The sequence below is a fragment of the Paenarthrobacter sp. TYUT067 genome (assembly GCF_023656375.1).
Classification (GTDB): Bacteria; Actinomycetota; Actinomycetes; order Actinomycetales; family Micrococcaceae; genus Arthrobacter.
The window spans coordinates 74,437-98,792 of the sequence record NZ_JAMOIT010000008.1 but is presented as its reverse complement, the minus strand read 5'-3'; the positions used below and the strand labels follow the sequence as shown (position 1 = coordinate 98,792).

Annotated in this window: 25 protein-coding genes; 9 read left to right on the top strand and 16 right to left on the bottom strand. The window is 63.2% G+C overall.

All coding sequences use genetic code 11. From position 1 onward, the window contains the following. Nucleotides 1-641 precede the first annotated feature (641 nt). A complete protein-coding gene (locus MOD31_RS09220) occupies nucleotides 642-1,085 on the bottom strand; it encodes a YdeI/OmpD-associated family protein (RefSeq protein ID WP_142937243.1) in 444 nt (147 codons plus the stop codon). Between the two features lie 90 nt (nucleotides 1,086-1,175). Between MOD31_RS09220 and MOD31_RS09215 the strand changes: the two genes are divergently transcribed. After that, nucleotides 1,176-1,418, top strand: coding sequence for a DUF2630 family protein (locus MOD31_RS09215; protein WP_105691148.1), 243 nt, complete (start codon nucleotides 1,176-1,178; stop codon nucleotides 1,416-1,418). Here MOD31_RS09215 and MOD31_RS09210 read toward each other — a convergent pair whose 3' ends face one another. From MOD31_RS09210 to MOD31_RS09195, 4 genes are all read right to left on the bottom strand, one after another. Next, a complete protein-coding gene (locus tag MOD31_RS09210) occupies nucleotides 1,419-2,561 on the bottom strand; it encodes a glycerate kinase (protein WP_250820402.1) in 1,143 nt (380 codons plus the stop codon). It lies immediately after the preceding gene. A gap of 188 nt (nucleotides 2,562-2,749) precedes the next feature. Further along, nucleotides 2,750-3,712, bottom strand: coding sequence for a D-2-hydroxyacid dehydrogenase family protein (locus MOD31_RS09205; protein WP_166842654.1), 963 nt, complete (start codon nucleotides 3,710-3,712; stop codon nucleotides 2,750-2,752). A 52-nt stretch (nucleotides 3,713-3,764) separates the two neighbouring features. Then, nucleotides 3,765-4,562 (bottom strand): glycerophosphodiester phosphodiesterase, encoded by a 798-nt coding sequence (locus tag MOD31_RS09200; RefSeq protein WP_250820401.1) that lies wholly within the window; start codon nucleotides 4,560-4,562, stop codon nucleotides 3,765-3,767. A 13-nt stretch (nucleotides 4,563-4,575) separates the two neighbouring features. After that, nucleotides 4,576-4,845: a hypothetical protein gene (locus MOD31_RS09195; protein WP_166842652.1), complete on the bottom strand. Its 270-nt coding sequence runs from the start codon at nucleotides 4,843-4,845 to the stop codon at nucleotides 4,576-4,578. A 144-nt stretch (nucleotides 4,846-4,989) separates the two neighbouring features. Between MOD31_RS09195 and MOD31_RS09190 the strand changes: the two genes are divergently transcribed. Beyond that, entirely contained in the window at nucleotides 4,990-5,856 is an 867-nt protein-coding gene (locus tag MOD31_RS09190; RefSeq protein WP_250820400.1) for an SDR family oxidoreductase, read from the top strand. 9 nt (nucleotides 5,857-5,865) lie between these two features. Here the strand turns inward: MOD31_RS09190 and MOD31_RS09185 are convergent, their stop codons facing one another. Both MOD31_RS09185 and MOD31_RS09180 read right to left on the bottom strand, forming a co-directional pair. Then, nucleotides 5,866-6,075, bottom strand: coding sequence for an Lsr2 family protein (locus tag MOD31_RS09185; RefSeq protein ID WP_142937248.1), 210 nt, complete (start codon nucleotides 6,073-6,075; stop codon nucleotides 5,866-5,868). A gap of 95 nt (nucleotides 6,076-6,170) precedes the next feature. After that, nucleotides 6,171-6,980: an HAD family hydrolase gene (locus MOD31_RS09180; RefSeq protein ID WP_208097081.1), complete on the bottom strand. Its 810-nt coding sequence runs from the start codon at nucleotides 6,978-6,980 to the stop codon at nucleotides 6,171-6,173. Nucleotides 6,981-7,051: 71 nt separating this feature from the next. On the opposite strand from MOD31_RS09180, the gene MOD31_RS09175 reads away from it, so the two are divergent. Beyond that, the gene (locus MOD31_RS09175; protein ID WP_223941363.1) at nucleotides 7,052-8,113 is read left to right on the top strand and encodes a glutathione S-transferase family protein; all 1,062 of its coding nucleotides are present in this window, start codon (nucleotides 7,052-7,054) and stop codon (nucleotides 8,111-8,113) included. A gap of 3 nt (nucleotides 8,114-8,116) precedes the next feature. Here MOD31_RS09175 and MOD31_RS09170 read toward each other — a convergent pair whose 3' ends face one another. Both MOD31_RS09170 and MOD31_RS09165 read right to left on the bottom strand, forming a co-directional pair. Further along, nucleotides 8,117-9,052, bottom strand: coding sequence for a carbohydrate kinase (locus MOD31_RS09170; protein ID WP_223941362.1), 936 nt, complete (start codon nucleotides 9,050-9,052; stop codon nucleotides 8,117-8,119). A gap of 41 nt (nucleotides 9,053-9,093) precedes the next feature. Further along, nucleotides 9,094-9,915 (bottom strand): alpha/beta hydrolase, encoded by an 822-nt coding sequence (locus tag MOD31_RS09165; protein WP_142937252.1) that lies wholly within the window; start codon nucleotides 9,913-9,915, stop codon nucleotides 9,094-9,096. Nucleotides 9,916-10,025: 110 nt separating this feature from the next. On the opposite strand from MOD31_RS09165, the gene MOD31_RS09160 reads away from it, so the two are divergent. The 3 genes from MOD31_RS09160 (at nucleotide 10,026) to MOD31_RS09150 (ending at nucleotide 13,708) form a co-directional block, all read left to right on the top strand. Beyond that, entirely contained in the window at nucleotides 10,026-11,132 is a 1,107-nt protein-coding gene (locus MOD31_RS09160) for a GTP pyrophosphokinase family protein (protein WP_250820399.1), read from the top strand. A 19-nt stretch (nucleotides 11,133-11,151) separates the two neighbouring features. Beyond that, nucleotides 11,152-12,648: a SulP family inorganic anion transporter gene (locus MOD31_RS09155; RefSeq protein WP_250820398.1), complete on the top strand. Its 1,497-nt coding sequence runs from the start codon at nucleotides 11,152-11,154 to the stop codon at nucleotides 12,646-12,648. A gap of 64 nt (nucleotides 12,649-12,712) precedes the next feature. Then, complete coding sequence (locus MOD31_RS09150) at nucleotides 12,713-13,708, top strand: bile acid:sodium symporter family protein (RefSeq protein WP_250820397.1); 996 nt, start codon at nucleotides 12,713-12,715, stop codon at nucleotides 13,706-13,708. Here MOD31_RS09150 and MOD31_RS09145 read toward each other — a convergent pair whose 3' ends face one another. Then, nucleotides 13,709-14,713 (bottom strand): LacI family DNA-binding transcriptional regulator, encoded by a 1,005-nt coding sequence (locus MOD31_RS09145; protein WP_223941358.1) that lies wholly within the window; start codon nucleotides 14,711-14,713, stop codon nucleotides 13,709-13,711. Nucleotides 14,714-14,840: 127 nt separating this feature from the next. Here MOD31_RS09145 and MOD31_RS09140 point away from each other — a divergent pair, with 127 nt between their 5' ends. Then, nucleotides 14,841-16,088 (top strand): D-arabinono-1,4-lactone oxidase, encoded by a 1,248-nt coding sequence (locus tag MOD31_RS09140; RefSeq protein WP_250820396.1) that lies wholly within the window; start codon nucleotides 14,841-14,843, stop codon nucleotides 16,086-16,088. Nucleotides 16,089-16,165: 77 nt separating this feature from the next. On the opposite strand, the gene MOD31_RS09135 is transcribed toward MOD31_RS09140, so the two are convergent. Genes MOD31_RS09135 through MOD31_RS09120 form a run of 4 tightly spaced genes read right to left on the bottom strand, consistent with a single transcriptional unit; the run spans nucleotide 16,166 to nucleotide 21,758 of the window. Further along, nucleotides 16,166-17,926, bottom strand: a complete 1,761-nt coding sequence (locus tag MOD31_RS09135; protein ID WP_250820395.1) for a biotin carboxylase N-terminal domain-containing protein — start codon at nucleotides 17,924-17,926, stop codon at nucleotides 16,166-16,168. 7 nt (nucleotides 17,927-17,933) lie between these two features. Further along, on the bottom strand, nucleotides 17,934-19,598 hold the full coding sequence (locus MOD31_RS09130) for a 5-oxoprolinase/urea amidolyase family protein (protein WP_250820394.1): 1,665 nt from the start codon (nucleotides 19,596-19,598) through the stop codon (nucleotides 17,934-17,936). Nucleotides 19,599-19,603: 5 nt separating this feature from the next. Further along, on the bottom strand, nucleotides 19,604-20,953 hold the full coding sequence (locus MOD31_RS09125) for an MFS transporter (protein WP_166842638.1): 1,350 nt from the start codon (nucleotides 20,951-20,953) through the stop codon (nucleotides 19,604-19,606). Between the two features lie 46 nt (nucleotides 20,954-20,999). Next, entirely contained in the window at nucleotides 21,000-21,758 is a 759-nt protein-coding gene (locus MOD31_RS09120; protein ID WP_250820393.1) for a LamB/YcsF family protein, read from the bottom strand. 109 nt (nucleotides 21,759-21,867) lie between these two features. On the opposite strand from MOD31_RS09120, the gene MOD31_RS09115 reads away from it, so the two are divergent. Continuing rightward, nucleotides 21,868-22,566, top strand: coding sequence for a GntR family transcriptional regulator (locus MOD31_RS09115; protein ID WP_142937262.1), 699 nt, complete (start codon nucleotides 21,868-21,870; stop codon nucleotides 22,564-22,566). Between the two features lie 114 nt (nucleotides 22,567-22,680). Here the strand turns inward: MOD31_RS09115 and MOD31_RS09110 are convergent, their stop codons facing one another. Continuing rightward, nucleotides 22,681-23,406, bottom strand: coding sequence for a LysR family transcriptional regulator substrate-binding protein (locus MOD31_RS09110; RefSeq protein ID WP_250820392.1), 726 nt, complete (start codon nucleotides 23,404-23,406; stop codon nucleotides 22,681-22,683). A 33-nt stretch (nucleotides 23,407-23,439) separates the two neighbouring features. Here MOD31_RS09110 and MOD31_RS09105 point away from each other — a divergent pair, with 33 nt between their 5' ends. Then, a complete protein-coding gene (locus tag MOD31_RS09105) occupies nucleotides 23,440-23,889 on the top strand; it encodes a DUF5997 family protein (RefSeq protein ID WP_142937264.1) in 450 nt (149 codons plus the stop codon). A gap of 54 nt (nucleotides 23,890-23,943) precedes the next feature. Here MOD31_RS09105 and MOD31_RS09100 read toward each other — a convergent pair whose 3' ends face one another. After that, nucleotides 23,944-24,327 carry a VOC family protein gene (locus tag MOD31_RS09100; protein WP_142937265.1) on the bottom strand — a complete coding sequence of 128 codons (384 nt, stop codon included), beginning with the start codon at nucleotides 24,325-24,327 and terminating at the stop codon, nucleotides 23,944-23,946. Nucleotides 24,328-24,356: the final 29 nt, after the last annotated feature.

The window sequence follows — 24,356 nt, the reverse complement described above, 5'->3', positions numbered from 1 at the left end:
GCACTGTAGTTATCTCAGGCAGGAAGATCCGGAGCTATTCAAGGAGAAACCGCTGCAGAAAGCTCCGCAGCCGCGACGCTCTAGGCTGCCTACGCCATGGGTCCGGAACGGAGGCTCCGTCCACGGCCGAGCAATCCGGGCAAGGCCCATCAGGGAACTCACCCATTTGTTTCCAGATCCGCCCTTCCAGGCAGTGGTGGTTCCGGCATTCCTCGTGCTCCATGGATCATCCCCCAACGCAACAACTCTGGCGTTTAGTCTGTGGCGTCCTGGGATGATTTATGGCGCGGAAGTGGGGCAGGAAGCACAGCGCATATCAGCGGGAGCTCTTGCAACGCACCTGATTGATCGTCGGACGGGGGCCGCTCGCGTAGGGGCGTGTGGCCGGCCCGGGGGGTCTAAGTCAGAACCGGCCACACTGTCCGCTTGAGCGAGCGGACGTACACACGGCCGGCCAGCCAAGAGATGGGGCCCTGCTCGTGCGCCGTGACCGGCCGACAAAAGGGTCTCGTCTTCTCGTCAGCCGTGGCTGCGGTTCCGCATTCCAGATGCGCCCTGCAGCCTGTCACTACTTAGTAGTGAAGCCACTAGGCGGAACATGACATGGTTCAGCGCGCTTTTTGTTTGCCGAGCCAAAAGGGCTATTTCTTCCCGGCCTTAAGATCCGCGATCATCTTGGCAATCCGTCGTGCGCGGGTCTCCGCGGTCTTGGCATCCCCAATCGGTTCCACGTAACGCCGCTGCGCGCTGTAGTTGAGCGTTCCGTAGAAGGCCTTCGCCTCCGGCTCGGCGTCCAGAGCAGCTGTAAGATCATCCGGCACCTCCACAACGCGCGGCTGGGTGTCCACCTCCAGGCCCACCTCGACGGTGTCCCCTGCCGCGGCGCCGATCAGCTCCCGGTTGGCCGAGCTAACGCCCACCATGTACTTCCCGCCCATCACCGCGATGCTGCTGCGGTAGCTCTGACCGTTGATGGTCACCACCACCGGCGGCCGTTTGCCTGCGCCGAGCCCCTCAACGATCTGTTCGGGAACTTCAATGCCCGCCTTGTTGCCTTCGCCCACAATGGTGGTTGTGAATTTCATGTCCCAAGTATGCCGCCGGTCAGTGGTGGACGCACCCCATCAGCAGGACTAGGTTCAACGTACGCCCCACGTTAACCAAGGAGAGAGAACATGGACGAGCAGGACCTTTTGGAACGAATTCAGTCTCTTGTGGAGGAAGAGCACCGCCTCCGCGACGCTGCCGGGTCAGACGACGACGGCGGCGACAGCACGGCGCGCCTGGCTCACCTGGAAGCCCAGCTCGATCAGTGCTGGGATTTGCTCCGCCAGCGCAGGGCGAAGCGGGATGCCGGGGAGAACCCGGACAGCGCTGAACCGCGCCCCATCAGCGAAGTTGAGGGCTACCGGCAGTAACTACGCTCCTTCAAGCACCTGACTGGTGGCCCACGCGAGGTATTTGGCGGCGTTAGCAACGGCGTCGGCGACGTCCGGGACGCCATCCTTGCGCTGCGCAACGTCCAGCAACTGGGCCGCGGCAACAATGCCGTGTTTTGCCAGGTCTTCCGGCGTGACTGTGATGCGTCCAGCCACCGCGATCACCGGGATGCCATGCACGCTCGCGGCGTCAGCCAGCGCGATGGGTGCCTTGCCGGTGAGCGACTGCTCGTCCATGGAACCTTCACCGGTGATCACCAGATCGGCCTCGCCCAAGTGCTTTGCCAGGCCGGTCAGCCCGGCCACCAGCGCAAACCCGCCTTCCAGCGCGGAGTCACTGAAAGCCAGGAACGACGCCGGGAACCCGCCCGCTGCCCCAGCTCCCGGAACGTTGACATCGCGGCCCGTGGCCTCCCGAAGGAGCGACGCCCAATTGCGGAGACCGGCGTCGAGTCTTTCAACGGCGTCCTCATCCGCACCCTTCTGGGGGCCGAAAACGTGCGCGGCACCTTCCGGCCCGTACAGCGGGTTTTGAACGTCGACGGCGATCCTGAACTTCACGGCGGACAGCCGGGGATCCAGCTCGGAGACATCCAAGGCAACGACGTCGGCAAGGGAACCTCCGCCGAGGGGCACTACATTGCCGGCCGCATCAAGGGGTTTGAGTCCCAAGGCACGCAAGGCGCCGCTACCGGCGTCGGACATCGCTGAGCCGCCCAAGCCGAGCACGATCTCGGTAGCGCCGGCGTCGAGGGCCGCCGCTACGAGTTGGCCGCAGCCGTAGCTATGGGCGCGCAGCGAATTCTCAGGTGTCGGCTCCATGTGGGCCAGCCCGGACGCCATGGCTGTCTCAATGACTGCGCTTGCCCCACCGAAAGCATCCTTGCGGATGGCCCACGAGGCTCCGACAGGCTTGAGGATAGGGCCCACAACCGCGTTGTTCCGTTCCTCGTAGCCCGCAGCGATCGCGGCGTCGAGGGTACCTTCGCCGCCGTCGGCAACGGGAAACTGAGTGGTCACGGCATCCGGGTAAACGCGCAGGGCACCTTCGGCCATGGCTGACGCGGCTTCGGCGGCGGTCAGTGATCCCTTGAACTTGTCCGGGGCGATGAGGATACGCATGGGTCCTATCTTGCCAGCTTGCCCCGGAAAGCGCTTGCCCGCAGCGTAACGTTGGCTCTCAAAGGCTGAACGTAGGGGTGGATCCGGCCGGGGCTTCGGGCGTCGCACCCGTTGCCGCCAAATGCCCCCGTAACCTCTGGTGCGATCCGCGCGAAAGGGTGCGGAGCCTACGCCGCAGCCCCACAGAACTATCCGTTGATCACCCGCACGGGAGCCCCATCAAGCCACCCCTTAACATCTTCGAAAGCCCCGCCATAGAACTGCCGGTAGCTCTCGTGCGTCACGTAGCCGACATGCGGCGAAAGCGCTGTCCTCGAGGAATGCAGCAGCGCGTGCCCGGAGGGAAGAGGTTCCTCGTCGAACACATCCAGCGCAGCGCCGCGGATCCACCCCTCTTCAAGGGCCTGGATGAGCGCCGCTTCGTCCACCAGGGGGCCACGTGCGGTGTTGACCAGCACGCCCTCGGGGCCCAGTAGACGCAACTCTTTCGAACCCACAATCCCCTCCGTCCGCTCAGACAACCGGAGGTGCAGCGTCACGACGTCGGACTCACGGAACAACTCCTCCTTGCTGACCTTCCGGGCGCCCGCATCAGCGGCGACCTCGGCTGTAAGGTTTTGGCTCCAGGCGAGGACGTCCATACCGAATGCTTTCGCGTAGCCGGCCATGCGTTTGCCGATCTTGCCCAGGCCAACAATTCCCAGCGTCTTGCCTTCGAGTTCGAACCCCACGCCGGTCTGCCAGGTACCGGCCCGCAGCGAGTTCTCCTCCACCGTCAGATTCCGGGCAAACGCCATCAACAAGGCCCATGTCAGTTCCGGCGCCGCAGCCGGAGAGCCCGCCGTTCCGCACACCACGATCCCGCGTTCGGCCGCGGCCTCAAGATCGATCGCTGCATTCGCCATGCCGGTGGTCACCAGCAGCTTCAGGTTCGGCAGCGCCTCAAGGACGTCCTGTGGGAAACGGGTGCGTTCGCGCATCGCCACAATGATGTCGAATGGCGCCAAAGCGGCCACTGCTTGCTCTTGCGATACGAAAGGAGCGCTGAAGACGCTCACTTTCACGCCGTCGTCGAGCAGTGAATCCCACGGGGCGTAATCGCCGGAGACCTGCTGGTAATCATCCAGGATGGCTAAACGGAATCGGGTCACGCTCCTTATCCTTGCGCGGCGGCCGATGGTACTCAACCCCCTGCGCCGAGTTTTAGACCCATTGGCCCCGGCGCACCAGGACTTCCTTCAGGAGATCCAGCCGGTCGGACACAATACCGTCCACGCCGAGGTCCAACAAGCGCTGCATCTCCGCCGGATCGTTGACGGTCCACACATGCACCTGCCTGCCCAACCGGTGTGCGCGGCGGATAAATCCGGGCGTCACCACGGGCAACCGGCCGTAGCGGACAGGAACCTGGAAAACGTCGACGCCGGAGAGCAGCTTGCGTGCCAAAGGAACCGGAAGCACCGGCCCAAGAAGTACGAAGATCGCGGTGAGGGAGCTGCCCGCAGAAGAGGCAACTCGCCGTGAAAGCCTGGCAAGAACTGCGCGGCGCCGCCTGTCCGAGAAGCTGGTGACCAAAACCCGGTCATGGACGCCATGCTTCTCGATCGCAGCGGCCAAAGGACCCACGGAGTTCCAGTCCTTGACGTCCAGGTTCAGCCGGGCATGGGGCAACGACGTGACCAGCTCATCAAAAGTTGGCACCGGCTCCACCCCGCCAATACGCGCCGCAGCCACCGCAGCAGCGGTCAACTCCGAAACCTTGCCCCCGGAATCGGTCACGCGGTCCAAAGAGGAGTCATGGAACACCAGCAGTACGCCGTCGGATGTCGTGTGGACATCCGTTTCCAGATGAACAGTTCCGAGTTTCATTGCAGCGTGGAAAGCGGCCATGGAATTCTCCAGGCCATCCAAGGAGAAACCCCGGTGGGCGAAGGCCAAAGGGCCCACTGAACCGTCCTTGCGGAGGAAATAGGGCAGCGTCACTCCCGTAGCGTAGCCCATCGCTAAGGTGCGCTTAGCTCTCCTGCGGGAGGGTCGCCGTCGTTTGCGGAACGATCGCCACGCCGTCGCTGACGTGCACCAGCGTCCGGCCGCGACCGTCGTCGAGCTCCACCCACACCGCGGTGGCATCGCCGGTGACGGCGTCCACAACACCTGCGGACTCGAAACCAGGAGTCAGCGTGACATTGACGCGGTCGCCCTGACGAAGCGAACGCCAATGATGATCCGGTTCGATGCGCCGCAAAGGCGCGGTGTTGACATTGTTGATCCGACGCTTAGCCATGGTTCCCCCTTCAAATACCCTGAAAATAGGACTGGTAGACACGATGCGAACGGGTCTTGGCTGGAAGCCTACGGAGGCAAGTTGAACGCAGGTTGTATGGAAGCTGGGAACAAGGTGACACTGCAGGACTGACAAACTAGGGGCATGACTGTGTTGATTGCCGGCTGCGGCGACCTGGGAACTGAAGTTGGCCTGTGTATGGCGGCTGCAGGCCATGAAGTAGTGGGCTTGCGCCGTTCCCCCCAAAAGCTGCCCGGAGAGATCCGCGGTGTCTTTGCGGACCTCTCGGTTGCCGTGCCGGAACTGCCCGAGGACGTGGACATTGTGGTGGTGGCCATCGCCGCCGACACTTCCACCGAAGAGGCCTACCGGGCGGCGTACCTGAACGGCGTGAAGAACGTGCTGGACGCGCTGGAACGGCAGTCCATCCAGCCACAGCGGATCCTGTTCGTCTCCTCCACGGCTGTGTACAAGGATTCCGGCGGCGCTGTGGTGGACGAGTCCACTCCCACGGAGCCCACGCGGTTCAGCGGGAAAGTTCTGGTGGAGGCTGAGGATCTGTTGTTTTCCCGGACGCGCGGCACGGCCACCCAGCCCATCTCCCTACGCCTGGGTGGAATTTACGGCCCTGGACGCACCCGGCTGATCGACCAGGTCCGCAACGGCAAAGCTGTCATCCCCGCCCAACCCCGGCACACCAACCGCGTCCACCGGGACGACGCCGCGGCCATGATCGTCCACCTCACAACCATGGAAGCCTCTCCGGACTCCGTCTACGTAGGCGTTGATGATCACGCGGCGGAAATGGGCGACGTCATGCGCTTCCTCGCCTCAGAGATGGGGTGCCCGGAACCCACGACGGCGGCACCCGGCGACGCGTCCGACGCCGGCCCCGGCGACAAGCGCTGTTCCAATGCCCGCCTGCGGGCGACGGGCTTCGACTTCACCTTCCCCACCTACAAAGAGGGCTACCGCGCTTTGCTCGCCGGTGAGGGTGTGCGGCACCCGTAATTTGTGAGGTTAGCTGGTCAAGCGACGCCGCGCCCGTCTGGTCGGCTTTATTGTCCGGGCAGCGGCAACAAAAGGCCGCAGAACCTCCCTGAGTTCCTTGGCGTGGGGACCGTTGAGGTCAATTTCATAGGCAGTGCCGTCAACGGAAAAGGACACTGTCTCCTCCGCGTACGTGCCGTCCAGGTCATCATGCAGAGTAACGATTCTTCGCGTAGCCACGCTGGAACCCTACGTCTTAGTGGCGTGCGGCATGCCGTCGCTGGTTCGCATGTCCCATGGCTCGCTCAGCCCTAAGGGTCACCGGTGCAGCCTGACTAGACCCGCTGCTCTGTGAGCTTTGCCTCGAGAACCTGGGCTACGCCGTCGTCGTCGAAGTGCGGCGCCTGCTGCCCGGCGGCGAGGATGGCTTCCGGGTGTCCGCTGGCCATCGCATAACCGTGACCGGCCCAGCGAAGCATCTCAATGTCGTTGGGCATGTCCCCGAACGCCACCACATCAGCGGCTTCGATCCCCAGCGACTCGGCGTACTGGGCGAGTGTGACGGCCTTGTTGATGCCGGGAACAGACATCTCCAGCATCGCGGTCCGCGGCGCTGAGTGCGTGGTGGACACAAGGTGGGCTACGGCCGGCTGCACTTCGGCGAGGAACTCATCCGGCGTCCCCTTGCGGGTGATCGCCAGGAACTTCACGACGGCGTCCTCCGCCGTGAGCGTCTCGGCCAGCGGTTTGGGGGTGAACTCCGCGAGCAACTCGCTGGTTTCGTTCTCAATGAAGCCCGGCTCCAGCTGGAAACCCGTGAGGGTCTCAACAGCGAACAGTGCGTCAGGCCGGATGTCCTTGATGATGCGGCGGGCTTCAAAAACAGCGTTGGCATCAAGGGCGCATGAAGAGAGAGCCTGCTCGGATTCGAGATCCCACACCACCGCACCGTTGGAACAAATCACGATCCCACTGTGACCCAGCTGCTCCTGAAGCGGGTACAACCAGCGGGGCGGGCGACCCGTGACAAAGACGAGCTCCACCCCTGCGTCGCGGCACGCCTGAAATGCCTTGATGGTCCGGTCACTGATTTTGCCGTCGTGACCGAGGATTGTGCCGTCAATATCGCTTGCTACGAGCCGCATCATGCCAGTCTACGTGGGCGCACCGGCCCACAAGGTCGCGCGGTTCAGGGAGCGCAGCATAGTGTGAAGTCATGAGTGAGAAGACCAGCGAAGTCGAAGAACACAGCACCCGCGGAGCTTACGTCACTGGCGGCGAGTTCACCCGGGACACAAACTACATCGAGGACAGGATCACCCGTGACGGTGCGGCCGGACCCAACGGTGAGCCTGGCTGGCCCGTGGAGCCCGGCCGCTACCGCCTGATTGCAGCGCGGGCTTGCCCGTGGGCCAACCGTGCCGTGATCGTGCGCCGGCTTCTTGGTTTGGAGGATGTCATCAGCCTCGGCCAGCCTGGCCCCACGCACGACGCACGATCCTGGACCTTCGACCTGGACCCCGACGGCAAGGACCCGGTGCTGGGAATCGAGCGACTCCAGGAAGCGTTCTTCCGCCGCTTCCCGGACTACCCCCGCGGCATCACCGTCCCTGCCATGGTGGATATCCCCAGCGGAGCAGTGGTCACCAACAACTTCCCCCAAATCACGCTGGACTTTTCCAGCGAGTGGACGCAATTCCACCGCCCGGGTGCGCCGGATCTGTACCCGGAGCACCTGCGCGAGGAAATTGACCAGGTCAACAAGCGCGTCTTCACCGAGGTCAACAACGGCGTTTACCGGTGCGGCTTCGCCGGATCCCAGGAAGCCTACGATGCCGCCTATGACAGGCTGTGGACTGCCTTGGACTGGCTGGAAGAGCGGCTCAGCGGTCAGCGTTACCTCGTGGGTGACTCGATCACCGAGGCAGACGTCCGGCTCTTCACCACCCTGGCCCGGTTCGACGCGGTCTATCACGGGCACTTCAAATGCAACCGCAACAAACTGAGCGAAATGCCGGCCCTGTGGGGATATGCCCGGGACCTGTTCCAGACACCCGGGTTCGGGGACACCATCGACTTCGTGCAGATCAAACAGCACTACTACATGGTCCACGAGGACATTAACCCCACCAAGATCGTCCCTGCCGGTCCTGACCTATCCGGCTGGCTCACCGATCACGGACGGGAATCCCTCGGCGGCCGCCCATTCGGCGACGGCACTCCTCCGGGACCCGTGAAGGCTGGCGAAGAAGTGGCTGACGGACACGGTGCCGGCTAGGACCTACTCCACTCCGTGGTTGAGCTCAGCTCGCGTGGGCGGGTTTGCGCCCGCCCGCGACACCGTAACGGCGGCCGCACGGGTGGCGTGATCCATGATGGCGGTCAGTGTTTCCACCGGCATCGCCCGGAGATCGGACCGGTTCTGCGCGCCGTCCAAACCGTGGTCCACAATGGCGGACAACAGCCCCGCCATGAACGAATCGCCTGCGCCCACGGTGTCCACCACATTCACGGAGGGCGCGGAAATCTGGGTTTCCCCTGCCCGGGTGATGCCCCACGGACCACGTGAACCCCGCGTCACCACCACCAAAGCCGGTCCTTCTTCACCGCCCAAGGACAGCCAGCGGCGCGCGGATTCCACAGGATCAACGCCGGGATACAGCCATTCGAGGTCCTCGTCCGAGGCCTTCACGACGTCGGACAGCACCACAAAGCGCTCGGCTTGGGTTCGTGCATACTCAACATCCGTGATGATGCTGGGCCGGCAGTTGGGATCGAAGCTGATGGTGCTGCTCGGGTGGGCGTGCTCGACGGCGGCAATCACCTCCGCGGCGCCGGGCTCCAGGAAAGTGGCAATGGAGCCGGTGTGCAGCAGGGTGGAGCCTTGCAGCATCAGCGGCAACCGCCCGGCGAGTCCGGGGAGTTCCCAGGCGAGGTCGAAAACGTAGGTGGCGGCGCCGTCGTCGTCGATCTGCGCGGTGGCAACGCTGGTTGGCTTCTCATCCGGCGGAAGCGGCACCATCACCGAGCTGGAACGGAGGTGCGCCGCAATGGAATCGCCGTACGCGTCGCGGCCGTAGCGCCCAATGAATTGCACCGGGTGATCCAGCCGCGCCAGACCAACCGCAACGTTCAGCGGGCTCCCACCCACATGGGCCTCGATTCCCGAGGAGCGTTGAACGACGTCCACCAAAGCTTCACCAATGACTGTCAGCATGGAGACCACTCTGCCAGAGGCGGCCCCCTACGGCCCACTAATTACGAGAGCAACCGCTGCACCAGTTCGCGGCATTTCTTATAGGCCACGGCCTTGGGGTCGATGAGGTCAAAATGGTCGCCAGGGACGCGCAGCAGCTGGGCCGCACTTCCGGCCGCCGTTGCCGCAGCCACATACGCTTCGGATTGGCTCGCGGGAACGTCCTCGTCATCCGTGGCATGCACGGCATAAACGGGGACGTTGATGGGCAGGGAACTCATGGGATCCGCGTATTTATGCCGTTTAGGGAATCTATGGGAATCGCCGCCCATGAGGTTGCAGACAGCGCCGTTGCTGAGGTTCAGCTTCTCCGCCGCCGCCAGGTTCAGGAGGCCCGACTGACTCACCACGCCGGTCAAGTGCACAGCGTTGTCCTCCGGTCCGCGCTGAAGTTGGCGGTCGGCGTCGGGCGTTCCAATGGAGGACAGCTTCTGCCGCCCGGCAGCCCAGACGGCCAAGTGGCCGCCAGCTGAGTGGCCTAGCGCCACTACTTTGCCGAGTTTCAGGTCATGGTCGCCGGCTATATGGGATAGATGGTCGATTCCGGCGAGGATGTCCTCGAAGGTATGAGGCCAACCACCGCCATTCCCGGCCCGCCGGTACTCAAGGTTCCAGGCGGTGATGCCATGCGCTGCGAGGTCGCGAGCAAGGGGTTCACCAAGCTCAGCGCCGTACTGTGAGCGCCAGTAGCCGCCATGGATCACAACGGCGATTCCACCGGCCACGCTGGAAGCGCCGCGATGGTTTCCGTTGGACGGTTCAGGTATGAAGAGTTCGCCCCATTGGCTGGGGTGTTCGCCGTAGCTGTACTTGTGCCGCAACATTGCGCCCTCCTTTGTACTGAGCCTATCGTGACGATTCGGTAGTTTGGCTAGAGGCACCCCGACGGCGGGTGGCTCGGTTCAGTGTCGGACCCGCCCCGTAAGCTGGGGGCATGGCAAGCAATTGGGACAGCCTGGATCAGGCCCAGCGCGACGCAGTGGATGCGAATGTGGCGCTCTATGAGCGTGTTCGCCCTGCATTGAAGCGGGTCACACGGGATGTGCTGCTCACTTTGAGGGACATGCTGAACGACGCCGAGGTCACCCCTTTGTTCGTCACGGGGCGGACCAAAACCGTTGAGTCGTTCCGCGAAAAGATTTCCCGAACGGATGAACCTTTGGAGCCCGGCGGGCCGCGCTTGCTGAAGTTCCCGGACCCGTTCCGCACGTTGAATGACATGGTGGGCATCCGCGTCATCACCAAACTGCCGGCGGAGAACGCCGCCGTAGCCAATATCATCAAGCGGCAGCGCCAACTCTTTGATTGCCGCGGCGACCGTGAGAAGGACATCGGCTCCATCGAGTCCGGAACGTACGGCTACTCCAGCCGGCACCTCATCCTGCGGACCATCCAGAACGAGGCCGTGAAGGAGTACCAGCACGTCTTCAACCCGGACATGCCCGCCAACGGCAGCTACTTCTTCGAATGCCAGATCCGCACGGTGTTCGCGCACGCTTGGAGCGAGATCGAGCACGACATTCGTTTCAAAGCCGAAGATCCGCGCGCTTGGACACCACATTTCGACCGCCAGTTCACGGCCACCGCGGCCATGTTGGAAACCGTGGAAAGCGCCTTCGCCGATCTTCACGAGCGTTATGAGGAAGTCCGCGGCTACTGGGATCTTGAGGGTGAGGGGGGCGCGCCACTGACACCCAACCGGGTTCGTGACGTCTGGCGTACCCTCTTGCCGCACGTTGACCGTAAAGTTGATGACGACTGGGGATGGGCTGCCGAGCTGCTCGCCGCCCACGGACTCACCAAGACCGTGGAGCTTGCCGGACTGCTCAGCGCCAACCGGATCACCGAGGTCCGGAAGGCCCTGGACCACCGCTACTCCCCCGGCCCGGACCGCCTCCTGGATGATCTCCTGCTGTGGCAGTACGGAACCGAACACATTGATCTCACCGCTGAGGCGCCCGACGTCGTCCCGCACCCGCGGCGCGACAGCCTCTTGCGGCGTCTTAAGCAGATTGAGCGTTACCGCCAGACTGCCATGTAAGACCGCACTCTAAGGACCCATGACTCCCGAGCAACTCATGTCACTGCGGGCGACTTTCCGTTCGCCCCGTCGCCTGCTGACGGAGTCCCTCGCGGGGCTCGTGGTGGCCCTGGCGCTGATCCCCGAGGCAATCGCGTTCTCGGTGATTGCCGGCGTTGATCCCCGGATCGGGCTGTTCGCTTCCTTCACCATGGGCGTGGTCACCGCGATTGTGGGCGGGCGTCCTGCCATGATCTCTGCTGCCACTGGTGCTGTGGCCCTGGTGATCGCGCCGGTCATGAAGGAACACGGGCTCGACTACCTCATTGCCACCATCATCCTGGCGGGCGTCTTCCAGATCATCCTTGCCGTTCTGGGCGTCACCAAGCTGATGCGCTTCATCCCGCGGTCCGTGATGATCGGCTTCGTGAACGCGCTGGCGATCCTGGTGTTCATGTCCCAGATGCCCGAGCTCTTCAACGTGCCGTGGATGGTCTACCCCATTGTGGTTGTGGGCTTGGTGATTGTGTTCGGGCTGCCCCGCTTGACCTCGGCTATCCCCGCGCCACTGGTGGCCATTGTTCTCATTACGTTGGTGACAGTGGTGGGTGGCATCGATGTTCCCACGGTCAGCGATAAAGGCGAACTCCCGGACAGCCTGCCCGGGTTCTTCCTGCCCAACGTTCCGTTGAACCTGGAGACGTTCCAGATCATTGCACCCTTCGCCTTGTCCATGGCATTGGTGGGCCTTCTGGAATCGTTGATGACTGCCAAGCTGGTGGACGACATCACGGACACCCGTTCCAACAAGACGAGGGTCTCGTGGGGTCAGGGTGCGGCCAACATCGTCACCGGTTTCCTTGGCGGCCTGGGTGGCTGCGCGGTGATCGGTCAGACCATGATCAACGTCAAGGGCTCAGGGGCTCGAAGCCGGCTCTCGACGTTCCTGGCCGGCGTTTTCCTGTTGGTATTGGTGGTGGTCCTGGGCGATGTTGTGGGCATGATCCCCATGGCGGCGTTGGTGGCCGTGATGATCTTCGTTTCATTGATCACCTTCGACTGGCATTCCATCCGGCCTGCTACGCTCAAGCGCCTGCCCAAGTCCGAGACCGCCGTCATGCTCATTACCGTTGCCGCCGTGGTGGCGACGCACAACCTCGCGGTGGGTGTCGGCGTCGGCGTTTTGACCGCCATGGTGCTCTTTGCGCGGCGGGTGGCCCACTTCGCAACTGTTGAGCGGACGGAACTGGAACTCAACGGTGAAGTTGTTGCCACCTACACGGTGGACGGCGAACTGTTCTTCGCTTCCTCCAATGATCTGTACACGCAGTTCGACTATGCGAAAGATTCCTCAGAGGACATAGATCGTGTGATCATCGATCTGCACGGCTCGCACATCTGGGATGCCTCTACGGTTGCCGTGCTGGATTCAGTCACCGAGAAGTACCGGAATCATGGGCGTGACGTGGAGTTCATCGGGCTCAACGAAGCCAGCGTCCGTATGCGCGAGCGGCTGGCCGGCAAGCTCAACCCCTGACATATACCCCTGGGTGGATGTAACGAACTCGCTCGGCTTGGGCGCCGAGTGTGAGCATGGATGAATGCTTGAGGCAACCAAATCCCCATCGAAAACAGAAGAAACCGCTGCGCCCGTCAACGCCGCACTAGCCGCTGAAGCCAAGATTGCGCGTATCGCCGTCACAGTTTTCCCCCTACTGGTGGTGGTTGCCGGCGTTCTCGGCTTCCTGATTCCCGATCTGTTCAAGCCCATGGGCGTCGCAGTTCCCTACCTGCTGGGCGTCATCATGTTCTGCATGGGCCTCACGCTGACCCCACCAGACTTCGCCTCGGTGGCCCGGCGTCCGTGGGCTGTGGCGTTGGGAATCGCGGCGCACTACGTGATCATGCCCGGAGCCGGGTGGCTCATTGCGGTCCTCCTGCAGCTTCCACCGGAACTGGCCGTTGGCCTGATCCTCGTTGGCTGCGCTCCTTCCGGCACCGCCTCCAATGTCATGGCTTTCCTGGCCAAGGGGGACGTGGCCCTTTCTGTGGCCGTCGCTTCCGTTTCCACACTCATTGCACCTTTGGTGACCCCCGCACTGACACTCTTCCTGGCGGGATCCTTCCTGCACATCGATGCCGGTGCCATGGTGATGGACATTGTGAAGACCGTCCTGCTGCCGGTCATCGCGGGCCTTCTGGCCCGGCTTTTCCTGTCGAAGCTCGTCGCAAAGGTGCTTCCGGCACTTCCGTGGGCATCCGCCGTCGTGATTTCGTTGATCGTGGCCATTGTTGTGGCGGGAAGCGCCAGCAAGATTGTTGCCGCCGGAGGAATCGTGTTCCTGGCCGTAGTCCTCCACAACGGTTTCGGCTTGGGGCTTGGATACCTTGCCGGTAAGCTCGGCCGCCTGGATGATAAGGCCCGCCGTGCCCTCGCATTCGAAGTTGGCATGCAGAACTCCGGCTTGGCTGCGACGCTGGCCACGGCACATTTCGGTGCCTTGGCTGCACTCCCGTCGGCCGTGTTCTCGCTGTGGCACAACATCTCGGGTGCGATCGTGGCTGCTTGGCTGGCTCGCCGCCCACTGAAGGACTAGCTAGCCCTCCGTGGTACCTCGCCGATGCAACTTCCACGGCGAGGCCACCCGAATGCCCTCCGCCGGTGTAACTCCCGCCAGGCGATCGAGCAGCATGCGGACAACCTGCTCAAAGATCGGGTCCGGACCCACTGTTGTCAGGGCTGGATCGTACTCCTGGCCCTCGGTAGAGTTCCCGACGCCGACAACCTGAACGTCCTCGGGCACACGAAGGCCGAGGCGGTAGGCGGCCCGAATGGCCTGCAGCGCCTCCATGTCGTCCGTGCAAAAGATGGCGGTAGGCCGGTCCGCTAGCTGCAGCAGCTCAAGCGCGGACTGATATGCGATGGCCGGACGGTGCTGCGACGTTCTGACCAAGGACTCATCAAGTGGGATGCCCGCGTTCTTCAGTCCTGCTACGTAGGCGGCGAAGCGGCTCTTGGGCCGGCCGGCCGGGTCCGCCCTCCGGATGCAGCCGATCCTGCGGTGCGACGCAGTGAGGAATTCCATGCATTCTGCAAGCCCGGCCTCGGGTTCGGGAGCAAGGACATCGAAACCGGCCTGCTTCATGGTGCCTGAAATGACCACCTGGGCAACGCCACGGCGGGCCAATTCAGTGACTGTTTCGTCCTCGGACTTTGCTTCCGGGAAATAGCCGATGATGACGCCGTCCGCACCGCCGGACATCATGAACTTCCGCCAGTCATCACCCAGCAGGATCACTGGTTGGTAGCCGTGCTGGGGCAGGATCGTGGCTGCGGCGGTGGCGAGTGCCCGGTCCCACGGCCACTCGAGGTTTCCGATGGCCACGGCAACTACGTCAGTCTTGCCCCGGCGCATCCCTCGCGCGGCCTGATTGGGCACATACCCGAGCTCTTGCACCGCAGCCAGGACACGGTCCTGCGTGGGCTGGCTGATCCGGGTAGTGCCACCGTGACGACCGGAAAGCACATAGGAAACTGTGGTCAGCGAGACGTCCGCCGCCCTGGCCACATCCCGAATGGTGGGCTTTGATCCCTTGCTCACGTTGCGACTCCTGATAGACAGCGGATTTCTTGAACTCTATCCGGTGCCGACTTGGACTCCTCTTGACGCAATTAGTTGTGAACCTTAACAATTACAGAGTCTAAAAATACAAGCGAGAGATCATTCGATGAAGAACTGGGCAGGAAATCTTGAGTACTCGTCAGCGGACGTCCAGCGGCCAACCACCGTGGATCAGCTGCGCGAGCTCGTAGCTCACGCGACCCGCATCAAGGCCCTTGGTTCCCGGCACTCCTTCAACACCGTTGCAGACACCGACGGAACCCACATCCTGCTCGACGCCCTCCCCCAGGAGGTAGTAGTGGACACCGCGAAAAGCACAGTCAAGGTCAGCGGTGGCATCAGCTACGGGGCCTTGGGCCGCGCCCTTGAGGAACAGGGCTACGCGATCCACAACCTCGCCTCCCTCCCGCACATCTCGGTTGCCGGCGCTATCCAAACCGGCACGCACGGCAGCGGAGTCAACAATCCGTCGCTGGCTGCCGCCGTCGTCAGCGTTGACCTGGTGCGCGCCTCCGGCGAGCTGGTGACCCTTACAGCGGACGACGACGAATTCCTCGCCAGCGTGGTGGGAATGGGAGCACTTGGCATTGTCACAGGGCTGGAACTCGCGATCCGACCAAGCTACGAGGTCCGGCAGCGCGTGCTCACCAACCTGTCCTGGGAGGGTGCGTTGGCGAACTTCCAAACCATCGCATCCAGTGCCTACAGCGTCAGCTTCTTCACCAACTACACCGGCGACACCATTCCCCAGGTCTGGCTCAAGGCTCTGGACACCGAGGCCCCGTTACCTGACCTTTTCGGAGCAACCCCGGCGACGTCAGCCATGCATCCCCTGCCGGACATGTCTGCAGAGAATTGCACCGAGCAGCTGGACGTCGCAGGGAAGTGGCTGGACCGCTTGCCCCACTTCCGCCACGAGTTCACGCCGAGCAACGGCGAGGAACTCCAAAGTGAGTTCCTCCTGCCCCTGGATCAGGCGCCGGCCGCGCTGCAGGCTGTCCGGGAACTCGCCCACAAGCTCGCACCGCTCCTATTCGTTTCTGAGATCCGCACCGTGGCAGCTGACGAGTTCTGGCTCAGCCCGTTCTACCAGCAGCAGAGTGTCGCGCTGCACTTCACGTGGAAGCCGCTCCAGACCGAGGTGGAAACAGTGCTGCCCGAGCTTGAGGAAGCCCTGCGTCCGTTCGGAGCCCGCCCGCACTGGGGCAAGCTCTTCACGCCCGGCCAGTACGACTTCGCCGCGCTCTACCCGCGGTTCGAGGACTTCCGGTCTTTGGTTCAGGCCAACGATCCTTCGGGCAAATTCCGTAACAGCTTGTTGGACAGCGTGCTGGGTGTTGCCGTTACGTCCTAGCCCTCAATCACGTTGCCAACCCGCTTTTCCGTCGCTGGGCAGGAACGGAAAAGCGGGTTGGCAACGGAAAAGCGGGTTTACGAGATGTGCGCCAGCACTGCACCAGCCGTGACCACGCCACCGGGAGCTGACAGGACTTCGGAGAGCGTACCTGCACGGTGCGCAGGGACCTGGGTTTCCATTTTCATAGCCTCCAGGACCACCAAGGGATCCCCGGCGGCTACTTCAGCACCGGGTTCAACGAGCCACTTGACCACTGTTCCGGCCATGCTGGAGACGAGGGCTGATTCCGCGGGAGAGTCTCCACGGGTGACCGAACCCGGCGTATCGGTCGGCGCGGTAAAGGCAGGAATGCCCTGCCCGGAACGCGCCCAGCCATCCAGCAGATCCGCGGGAAGGCCAACCGCGAGGCGCTTCCCATCCACGTCCACGGTGATGGTTCGCCGCTCCCCTCCGGGAGGAACAACACTGTATTCGGGATCCACCGGGATCTTGTCTGCGAAGTCGGTCTCAATCCATCGGGTGTGAACCCGCATTCCGGCAACGGACGTGAAGTCTTCGGACTCCAGGACCGCGCGGTGGAACGGCAGGACGGTGGCGAGGCCCGTGATGTTGATTTCGGCCAAGGCACGCCGGGCACGGCGCAGTGCCTGCTGCCGGTCAGCTCCGGTGACGATCAGCTTGGCCAACAGGGAGTCGAATTGCGGCGCCACGAAGGAGCCGGATCGGACACCGGTGTCCAAGCGGATGCCAGGACCGGTGGGCGCTTCGAAGGAAGCCACGGTGCCGGGGGACGGCAAGAATCCACGGCCCACGTCCTCGGCATTAATACGGAACTCGAAGGAGTGTCCCTGCGCCACAGGATCCTCCGTGATGCTCAACGGCAATCCGGCGGCAATCCGGAATTGCTCCTGCACAAGGTCAATCCCGGCAGTTTCCTCGGTGATGGGGTGTTCCACCTGCAGGCGCGTGTTGACCTCGAGGAAGGCCACGGCGCCGTCGGCTGAGACCAGGAATTCCACAGTCCCGGCGCCGTAGTACCCGGCCTCCCGCACTATGGCTTTGGAGCCGTCGTAGATTCGTTGACGCTGTTCATCGCTCAAGAACGGAGCGGGAGCCTCTTCCACAAGCTTCTGGTGGCGTCGTTGGAGCGAGCAATCGCGGGTGCCCACCACCACTACATTGCCGAGTTTATCCGCGATGATCTGTGCTTCCACGTGCCGCGGCCGGTCAAGGTACTGCTCCACGAAGCACTCACCACGCCCGAACGCCGCTACAGCTTCACGGACCGCGGAATCGAACGCTTCCTCAACTTCGGCGAGCTCCCGGACCACTTTCAGACCGCGGCCACCACCACCGAAAGCCGCCTTGATCGCGAGCGGGAGTCCGTGTTCCTCCGCAAAAGCCCGCGCTTCCGCTGCAGAGGAGACGGGACCGTCGCTTCCGGCAACCAAGGGAGCACCCGCGCGGACTGCGATTTCGCGGGCAGTGATCTTGTTGCCCAACTGACGAATGGAGTCCGGTGAGGGTCCGATCCATTCAAGCCCGGCGTCGAGCACTGCTTGTGCAAACTCCGCGTTCTCGGAAAGGAAACCGTACCCGGGGTGGATGGCGTCAGCACCGGACTCCTCCGCGACCGCCAGCAGCTTCCCGATGTTCAGGTACGTGTCAGCCGGCGAGTTTCCGCCCAGGCTGTAGGCATCGTCGGCGGCGCCTACGTGCATGGCATCGGCATCGATGTCCGCGTAGACGGCTACCGACAGGATGCCGGCGTCGTCACAGGCTCGGGCGACGCGGACGGCGATCTCGCCACGGTTCGCGATCAGGACCTTGCGCATCAAATACTCACTTCTCTGGGGTCTTCGTAAAAGTCGTGGTGAAGCTTGGGGAATCCGGCACCAGCCGGAAGCGGATCTTTCCGCCGATGGGCACTTGCGCGGCGAGATCAAGATGTTCATCGCGCACCACACCAATCACGGGATATCCGCCGGTGATGGGGTGGTCCGCCAGGAACAGGACGGGCAATCCGGCCGGCGGAATCTGAAGGGCTCCGGCCATGGTGCCCTCGCTGGGAAGCTCACCTTCACGGGTGCGCTTGAGCGGAGTCCCGTCCAGGCGCATGCCCACACGGTTGGACTGCGGTGTGACAAGCCATTCCTGGTCGCAGAGCGAATCCAGGGCTTCCGGCTCGAACCAGTCCGCCCGCGGCCCGGGGACCACATCCAGTACCGTAACGCCGGCGCCCGGAAACTCGGGCTGCAATTCGGGCTCACCCACCGCGGTGGAAACTGTGTCCTCGCCGACGGGAAGCTCCTGACCAGCCATGAGAGGGCCCGGTCCGATCCCTGACATCGTGTCCGCTGAGCGACTACCCAGCACCTCCGGCACATCCACTCCGCCGCGGATTCCCACATAGTTTCGGAACCCTGACTCGGGAGCACCCAAGGTGAGCACTTCGCCGTCGAGCAGCGCGAAAGGTGTGGCCATCGGAACGGTCCGCATCGCGCCCGGCCGATCGCCGTCGTCGGACTCTTCGGACTCAACCCACGACGGCGACTGGATGGTCAGCGTCGTCGGCGCGCCTGTGACAGCAACTACTTGGTCGCCCACGGCTTCCACGGTGAGCCCACCGTTGACGGATTCGATGGCCGCAGCTGAAGCAGCGTTCCCCACCAACCGGTTGGACCGTCGCAGGGAAGCCCTGTCCAGGGCCCCGGCGGCAGAGACACCCAGCGGACCGAAACCCCGGCGGCCGAGGTCCTGGATTAGGCTCTGTGCACCTGGATTGAGAATCCGAAGACCGGACTCAGTGTGGTGCTCCGTTTCAGGGTCGCGGGCCTCCGAAGCTCCAGCAGTCACAACCTCGCGGACGGCCCGGTACTGCACCCGATCGCCGGGCCTGACAAGGGCTGGCTGGGCCCGGTCCAGATCCCACATTCGTGCACCGGTCCGGCCGATCAGCTGCCAACCGCCCGGCGAACGGCGCGGGTAGACCGCGGAATACTGTCCACCCAGAGCAACGGATCCAGCTGGAACCGCCGTACGTGGGGAGGAGCGTCGGGGTACCGTGAGGACCTCATTTTCGCCCACCATGTAGCCAAAACCGGGAGCGAATCCAGCGAAGGCTACGGTCCAGATCTGGCCTGTGTGCGCAGCTACGACGCCGTCCACGCTCAGCCCGGTGAGCTCCGCGACGTCGGCGAGGTCGTCGCCGTCGTACACGGTATCGATGGCCACCAACCCGGAGTCGGTTACCTCCGGAGCGGTGAGTTCGAGCTCCATGAGCCGCAACCCGATTGCTCGGGTCGCCGCTGCGGACTCTCCTACCACCATGACCGTTTCCGCGGCGGCGAGAACGTCCACCTGTCCGGGAAGCGGGGACTTGTAGAGCATGTCCTGCAGTGCAAGGACATCCTGCAGCCCGTCCAGCTCGGCCAGAACCGCCCGGGTGCCGACGGGCCTGACGGAGCGGACCCTCTTAGCAGTGGTGGTTTGCATTACGGTTTCCATTTTCGCTACGCCGCCGGCTGAGCTTGGGTCCCCTGCATCAGTCGGACATCTTCTTCCGGCTTGGGGTCGCGGCCCAGGAGCATGCCGACGATGGTGACTACTGCAGCGACGAGGATGTAGACGGCGATCAAGTACCAGCCGCCACCTGCTGCGCCGTAGAGGGCGGTGAAGATGATGGGGGCAACGGCTCCACCAATCACGCCGGCCAGGGTGTAGGCCAGCGAGCTGCCGGCGTACCGGAGCCTGGCCGGGAACTGCTCGGTGATGAAGGCCGCTTGGGGGCCGTACATGAAGGCGTGGAGTGCCAGGCCGATCACGGTGCCGACTGTCAGCATGGCTACGGACTTGCCCTGGATCATCAGGAAGAACAGCGGGATGTAGGCTGCGGTGGCCGCCGCTGCGATGCCGTAGACCCAGCGGCGGTTGAAGCGGTCCGTCAGGGCCCCGGCCAGCGGAATCAGGAAGAGCTGGAACGCGGAGCCAATGAGGATGGCGGACAGGACGTTGCCGGTGGTCATGCCCAGTTCCTTGGTGGCATAAACCGCCACAAACACGGTGAACAGCGCGTAAAGGATGTCAGGGCAAACACGGGAAAGCGCTGCTGCCACCAAAGCCTTGGGTTGTGTGGTGAAGACTTCCTTGATGGGAGCCTTGGGGCGATCCCCGTGGGCCTGGATAGCCTTGAAGACGGGGGTTTCTTCAAGCTTGAGCCGGATGATCAGGCCGAAGACCACCAAGAGTGCGGAAGCCAGGAAGGCTACGCGCCAGCCCCAGGAGAGGAATGCTTCTTCGCTGAGGGAAGCGGCGAGAATGGCCAGAACACCGTTGGCCATGAGGTTGCCGGCGGGCGGGCCGATCTGGGCCGCGGAAGACCAGAAGCCGCGCTTGTTGGGGTCGCCGAATTCGCTGGACAGCAGCACTGCGCCACCCCATTCGCCACCAACACCAATGCCCTGCGCCAGACGCAGCAGCACAAGAATAGTAGGTGCCGCTACGCCGATCACTGAGTAGTCGGGCAGCGCACCGATGAGGACCGTGGCTACACCGATCAGGACCAGCGTAAAGACCAGCACGTATTTGCGGCCGATCTTGTCCCCGAGTCGGCCGAAGATGACGCCACCAATCGGGCGGGCCAGGTAGCCAACCGCAAATGCCGAGAAGGAGAGCAGCAACGCCACGAATTCGTCGTTGCCGGGGAAGAAGATCTTGGGGAATACGAGGGCCGAGGCCACCGAGTAGATAGCGAAGTCATAGTACTCAAGCGACGTTCCGGTAAGACTGGCGACGTACGCCTTGATAGCGCCGGGCGGTGGCTTCCTTGTCACTGCCTTGGCTGCGTTGTTTGTGCTGGTCATGATGTCCTCCGGGGGGATGAGGGATGGTGCGGGAGCCCGGGGCGGGCTAGAGGAACGAGCCGACCGTGACGCCGGCGTCGGCCAGAGCGGACTTCACAGCGGTAGCCATTGCAACGGCTCCCGGTGAGTCACCATGCACACAGATGCTTTCTGCGCGGATTTTCAGGATGGAGCCGTCAACTGTCCTGACGGATTGTTCAGTAGCCATCCGAAGGACGTGTTCGGCCACTTCGGCGGGATCATGCAGAACCGCGCCCGGCTGGGATCGCGAAACCAATGTTCCGTCCGGGTTGTAGGCGCGATCCGCGAACGCTTCGGAAACAGCCCGGAGGCCGGCTTCCTCTGCGAGGCGCAGGACCTCGGAACCAGGAAGGCCAAGGATCGGAAGGTTGGGGTCAACCGATCTCACAGCCTGGACGACGGCCCGTGCCTGGGCGGTGTCCTTCACGATTGCGTTGTAGAGACCACCGTGGGGCTTCACGTACTGGACACTGGCCCCGGTGGTGGCAGCCAACGCTTGCAGCGCACCAATCTGATAAACCACGTCATCGGCCAGTTCCATGGGATCGATATCCATGAAGCGGCGGCCGAATCCCGCGAGGTCGCGGTAGCCGACATGGGCGCCAATAACAACGCCGGCCTTGGCCGCCTTCTCGCAGGTGCTGCGGATGACGCTGGGGTCGCCAGCATGGAATCCGCAGGCAACGTTGGCGCTGGAGACCGACTCGAACATGGCCGCATCATCACCGAGTGTCCAGCGCCCGAAGGACTCTCCGACGTCGCTGTTCAGATCGATGATTGCCATGATGTGATCCCTGCCTCGTGATGTGCGTTACATCTAGGATGCACCAATCTGCTGGATTGTTCAACAATCCAGCGATCCCAGTTTCCGGCAATCGTGTAATTTTGGTGTCATGGCCGGTGTAGATCAGGAAAAAAACGAACACGTTGGCCTTGATAGTGCGCGGGCACGCGTCCGGATGAGAGTTCCGTCTGTTGCTGAGAGAGTCGCCGAAGAACTCCGGTATCAGCTCGCCGAGGGATTCCTGGTGCCGGGCGCCAAACTCACCGAAGCCACTATTGCCGAGGACCTGGGAGTATCCCGGAACACCGTCCGCGAAGCGTTCGCCGAGCTGGCCGGTGAGCGGCTGCTCCTCCGCCAGCCCAATAAGGGTGTCTTTGTGGCCACCCTTGAAGCAGGCGACATCCACGACGTCTACACGGTCCGCCGCGCCATAGAGGTCAGTTCAATCCGCGCGGGTGGTTCGCCGGAGCGGATCGCCGCCGTCAGGGCCGCCGTCGAGGAAGGGAAACGGGCGGCAGCTGCCAACGACAACGAAGGCCTGGGCAGCGCAAACCAGCATTTCCACGGTGCAATCGTGGCCCTGGCCGAGAGCAACCGGCTGAACACGATCATGGCGCAGATCCTTGCCGAGATGCGGCTCTACTTCCACAAAGCCACCATGAACGCCCACTTCTACAGCGACTGGCTGAAGGAGAATGAGCAGATCTGTTCAGCGTTGGAGTCCGGGGATCTGGAAGAGGCCGGGGATCTTCTCCTTGCCTACCTCAACCGATCAGAGCAGCAGCAAAGCGCTATCCACGGCGGGTAAGCCCGGACTAGGCCGCGTTCCTCCCCGGTTACCTCACTCGAAAGAGCAAGATACCAGCGATCTGGCCGCAAAGTCCGGCAAATCTACCCACTAACTGGGCAGGAGCGTCACCGCTTACCGCTTGCCCTTCTTGCGGGACCCCTTGCCACGGCCCTTGTCCGGGTTCGGCGCATAGCGCTGTGCGACTGCGGGCTTTTTGGGGCCACCGCCGCGTCGATCCGGCTTAGGCACCTTCTTGGGCTTCTCCTGCTGCGCCGAGGGCTGGCGTGAGCTCTGCGCCGTCCGGCCGCGCACGATCCCTATGAACTCCTCGATCACGGGACTGTCCGTTCCAACCAGCCAGGCCAAGCCGATCTGCGTAATGGGAGCCCCGGTCAGGCGGCGCATCACCGTGTCCTTAACATTGAGATGCCGCGCCACGGACATCGGCAGGATCGCCAGTCCAGCACCGGATGCCACCACTTGGAGGGCCATGTCCGGCCCGCCCATCTCGTCAACATCCAGGAAGTTCTCCTCGACGAGGTCTTCCAGCGCGACCTCCTCAAACACTGAGATCTCGTGCCCCTTGGGAGCGACCACCACGGGCTGCTCCTCATACAGGGGGATGACGTTCAAACCTTCGCGGTCCACGGGCAACCGAACAAAGCTGAGGTCAGCCAAACCGTCACGCAACACCGAAACTTGAGCGGCGTCGTCGGACATGAACGAATGCAACGGGAAGTTGGGCATCCGTTCTTCCCACCGCCGGATCCATTTCCCAGGAGTCACACCCGCAACATAGGCGAAGCGGAGACCGGCTAGGGGTTCGGTTGTTTCGGCGGATTCTTCAGCGTCTGGCACACACTCACAGTACCGGCCAGATACCCTTGAAGCATGACGTCCTCGAACTCCCAGTCCATGAAGCCGGCAACAGTTGCCAAGAAACTCGGTATCTACCTGCCCGCAACACCCCAGGAGTTCCAGGATTCGTCCATCACACGCGACGAATTCGCCGAGCTCCAGGCCAACCCGCCGGAGTGGCTCGCCGAGCTGCGCCGCAACGGCCCGCACCCGCGCCCGGTAGTCGCGCACAAGCTCAACATCTCCATCAGCGGCCTGGCCCGCGGCGGAGTAGAAGAAGCACTCACGACGGCGGAAATCGCCGAGCTGCTGCAGTCTCCCCCGCAGTGGCTGGTCACCGAACGCGCCACACACGCAGCTGTTCGCTCCGAGGCGCAGCGCGTCAAGGACGAAGCCGCCAAGAAGGCCGCCACCAAGGAAGCCAGGGACAACGCCGCTGCAAAGCGTGATGCTCCGAAGACCTCCAAGCGCGATCACGCGTAGCTTTCACTAACTGTGGCCGGGACCAGCGGGTCCCGGCCACAGTTATTTAAGGCACTAGTCCTGGTGGAGCTGAATGAAGTTGCCGCACCCGTCATCGAAGACTGCGCTGACGCCGGAGGGATCCTCAGACGGTTCACCTTGAAACTTCACGCCGGCGGCAAGCAAACGCTCATACTCGGCCTGGACGTCGGGCACACCAAAGGTGATAGCAGCCAGGCCGGACTCATGGAGTGCGTTCATGTAGTTCGCGGCGATGGGGTTATCGCTCGGCTCCAGAAGCAGCCCCGGCGACGTGCTGTTGTCCGCTCCCGGATCCTTGATGATGAACAAGTTGTATTCAGGCATCGCCATCAGGGTCTCGAAGCCCAGTGTCTCCGTGTAGAAAGCGTGAGCTGCTGCGGGGTCCTTGACGTGGATGCTGCACATTTTCAATCTCATGCTGCCTAGGCTACGCCCCGGGTGCGACA

Bases quoted from the DNA above. Each gene is read 5' to 3' on its own strand.
- MOD31_RS09220 (WP_142937243.1), bottom strand. From the start codon at position 1,085: ATGAAATTCACAACCACCATTGTGGGCGAAGGCAACAAGGCGGGCATT.
- MOD31_RS09215 (WP_105691148.1), top strand. From the start codon at position 1,176: ATGGACGAGCAGGACCTTTTGGAACGAATTCAGTCTCTTGTGGAGGAA.
- MOD31_RS09210 (WP_250820402.1), bottom strand. From the start codon at position 2,561: ATGCGTATCCTCATCGCCCCGGACAAGTTCAAGGGATCACTGACCGCC.
- MOD31_RS09200 (WP_250820401.1), bottom strand. From the start codon at position 4,562: ATGGGCTACGCTACGGGAGTGACGCTGCCCTATTTCCTCCGCAAGGAC.
- MOD31_RS09195 (WP_166842652.1), bottom strand. From the start codon at position 4,845: ATGGCTAAGCGTCGGATCAACAATGTCAACACCGCGCCTTTGCGGCGC.
- MOD31_RS09190 (WP_250820400.1), top strand. From the start codon at position 4,990: ATGACTGTGTTGATTGCCGGCTGCGGCGACCTGGGAACTGAAGTTGGC.
- MOD31_RS09180 (WP_208097081.1), bottom strand. From the start codon at position 6,980: ATGCGGCTCGTAGCAAGCGATATTGACGGCACAATCCTCGGTCACGAC.
- MOD31_RS09175 (WP_223941363.1), top strand. From the start codon at position 7,052: ATGAGTGAGAAGACCAGCGAAGTCGAAGAACACAGCACCCGCGGAGCT.
- MOD31_RS09170 (WP_223941362.1), bottom strand. From the start codon at position 9,052: ATGCTGACAGTCATTGGTGAAGCTTTGGTGGACGTCGTTCAACGCTCC.
- MOD31_RS09165 (WP_142937252.1), bottom strand. From the start codon at position 9,915: ATGTTGCGGCACAAGTACAGCTACGGCGAACACCCCAGCCAATGGGGC.
- MOD31_RS09160 (WP_250820399.1), top strand. From the start codon at position 10,026: ATGGCAAGCAATTGGGACAGCCTGGATCAGGCCCAGCGCGACGCAGTG.
- MOD31_RS09155 (WP_250820398.1), top strand. From the start codon at position 11,152: ATGACTCCCGAGCAACTCATGTCACTGCGGGCGACTTTCCGTTCGCCC.
- MOD31_RS09150 (WP_250820397.1), top strand. From the start codon at position 12,713: ATGCTTGAGGCAACCAAATCCCCATCGAAAACAGAAGAAACCGCTGCG.
- MOD31_RS09140 (WP_250820396.1), top strand. From the start codon at position 14,841: ATGAAGAACTGGGCAGGAAATCTTGAGTACTCGTCAGCGGACGTCCAG.
- MOD31_RS09135 (WP_250820395.1), bottom strand. From the start codon at position 17,926: ATGCGCAAGGTCCTGATCGCGAACCGTGGCGAGATCGCCGTCCGCGTC.
- MOD31_RS09130 (WP_250820394.1), bottom strand. From the start codon at position 19,598: ATGGAAACCGTAATGCAAACCACCACTGCTAAGAGGGTCCGCTCCGTC.
- MOD31_RS09125 (WP_166842638.1), bottom strand. From the start codon at position 20,953: ATGACCAGCACAAACAACGCAGCCAAGGCAGTGACAAGGAAGCCACCG.
- MOD31_RS09120 (WP_250820393.1), bottom strand. From the start codon at position 21,758: ATGGCAATCATCGATCTGAACAGCGACGTCGGAGAGTCCTTCGGGCGC.
- MOD31_RS09115 (WP_142937262.1), top strand. From the start codon at position 21,868: ATGGCCGGTGTAGATCAGGAAAAAAACGAACACGTTGGCCTTGATAGT.
- MOD31_RS09105 (WP_142937264.1), top strand. From the start codon at position 23,440: ATGACGTCCTCGAACTCCCAGTCCATGAAGCCGGCAACAGTTGCCAAG.
- MOD31_RS09100 (WP_142937265.1), bottom strand. From the start codon at position 24,327: ATGAGATTGAAAATGTGCAGCATCCACGTCAAGGACCCCGCAGCAGCT.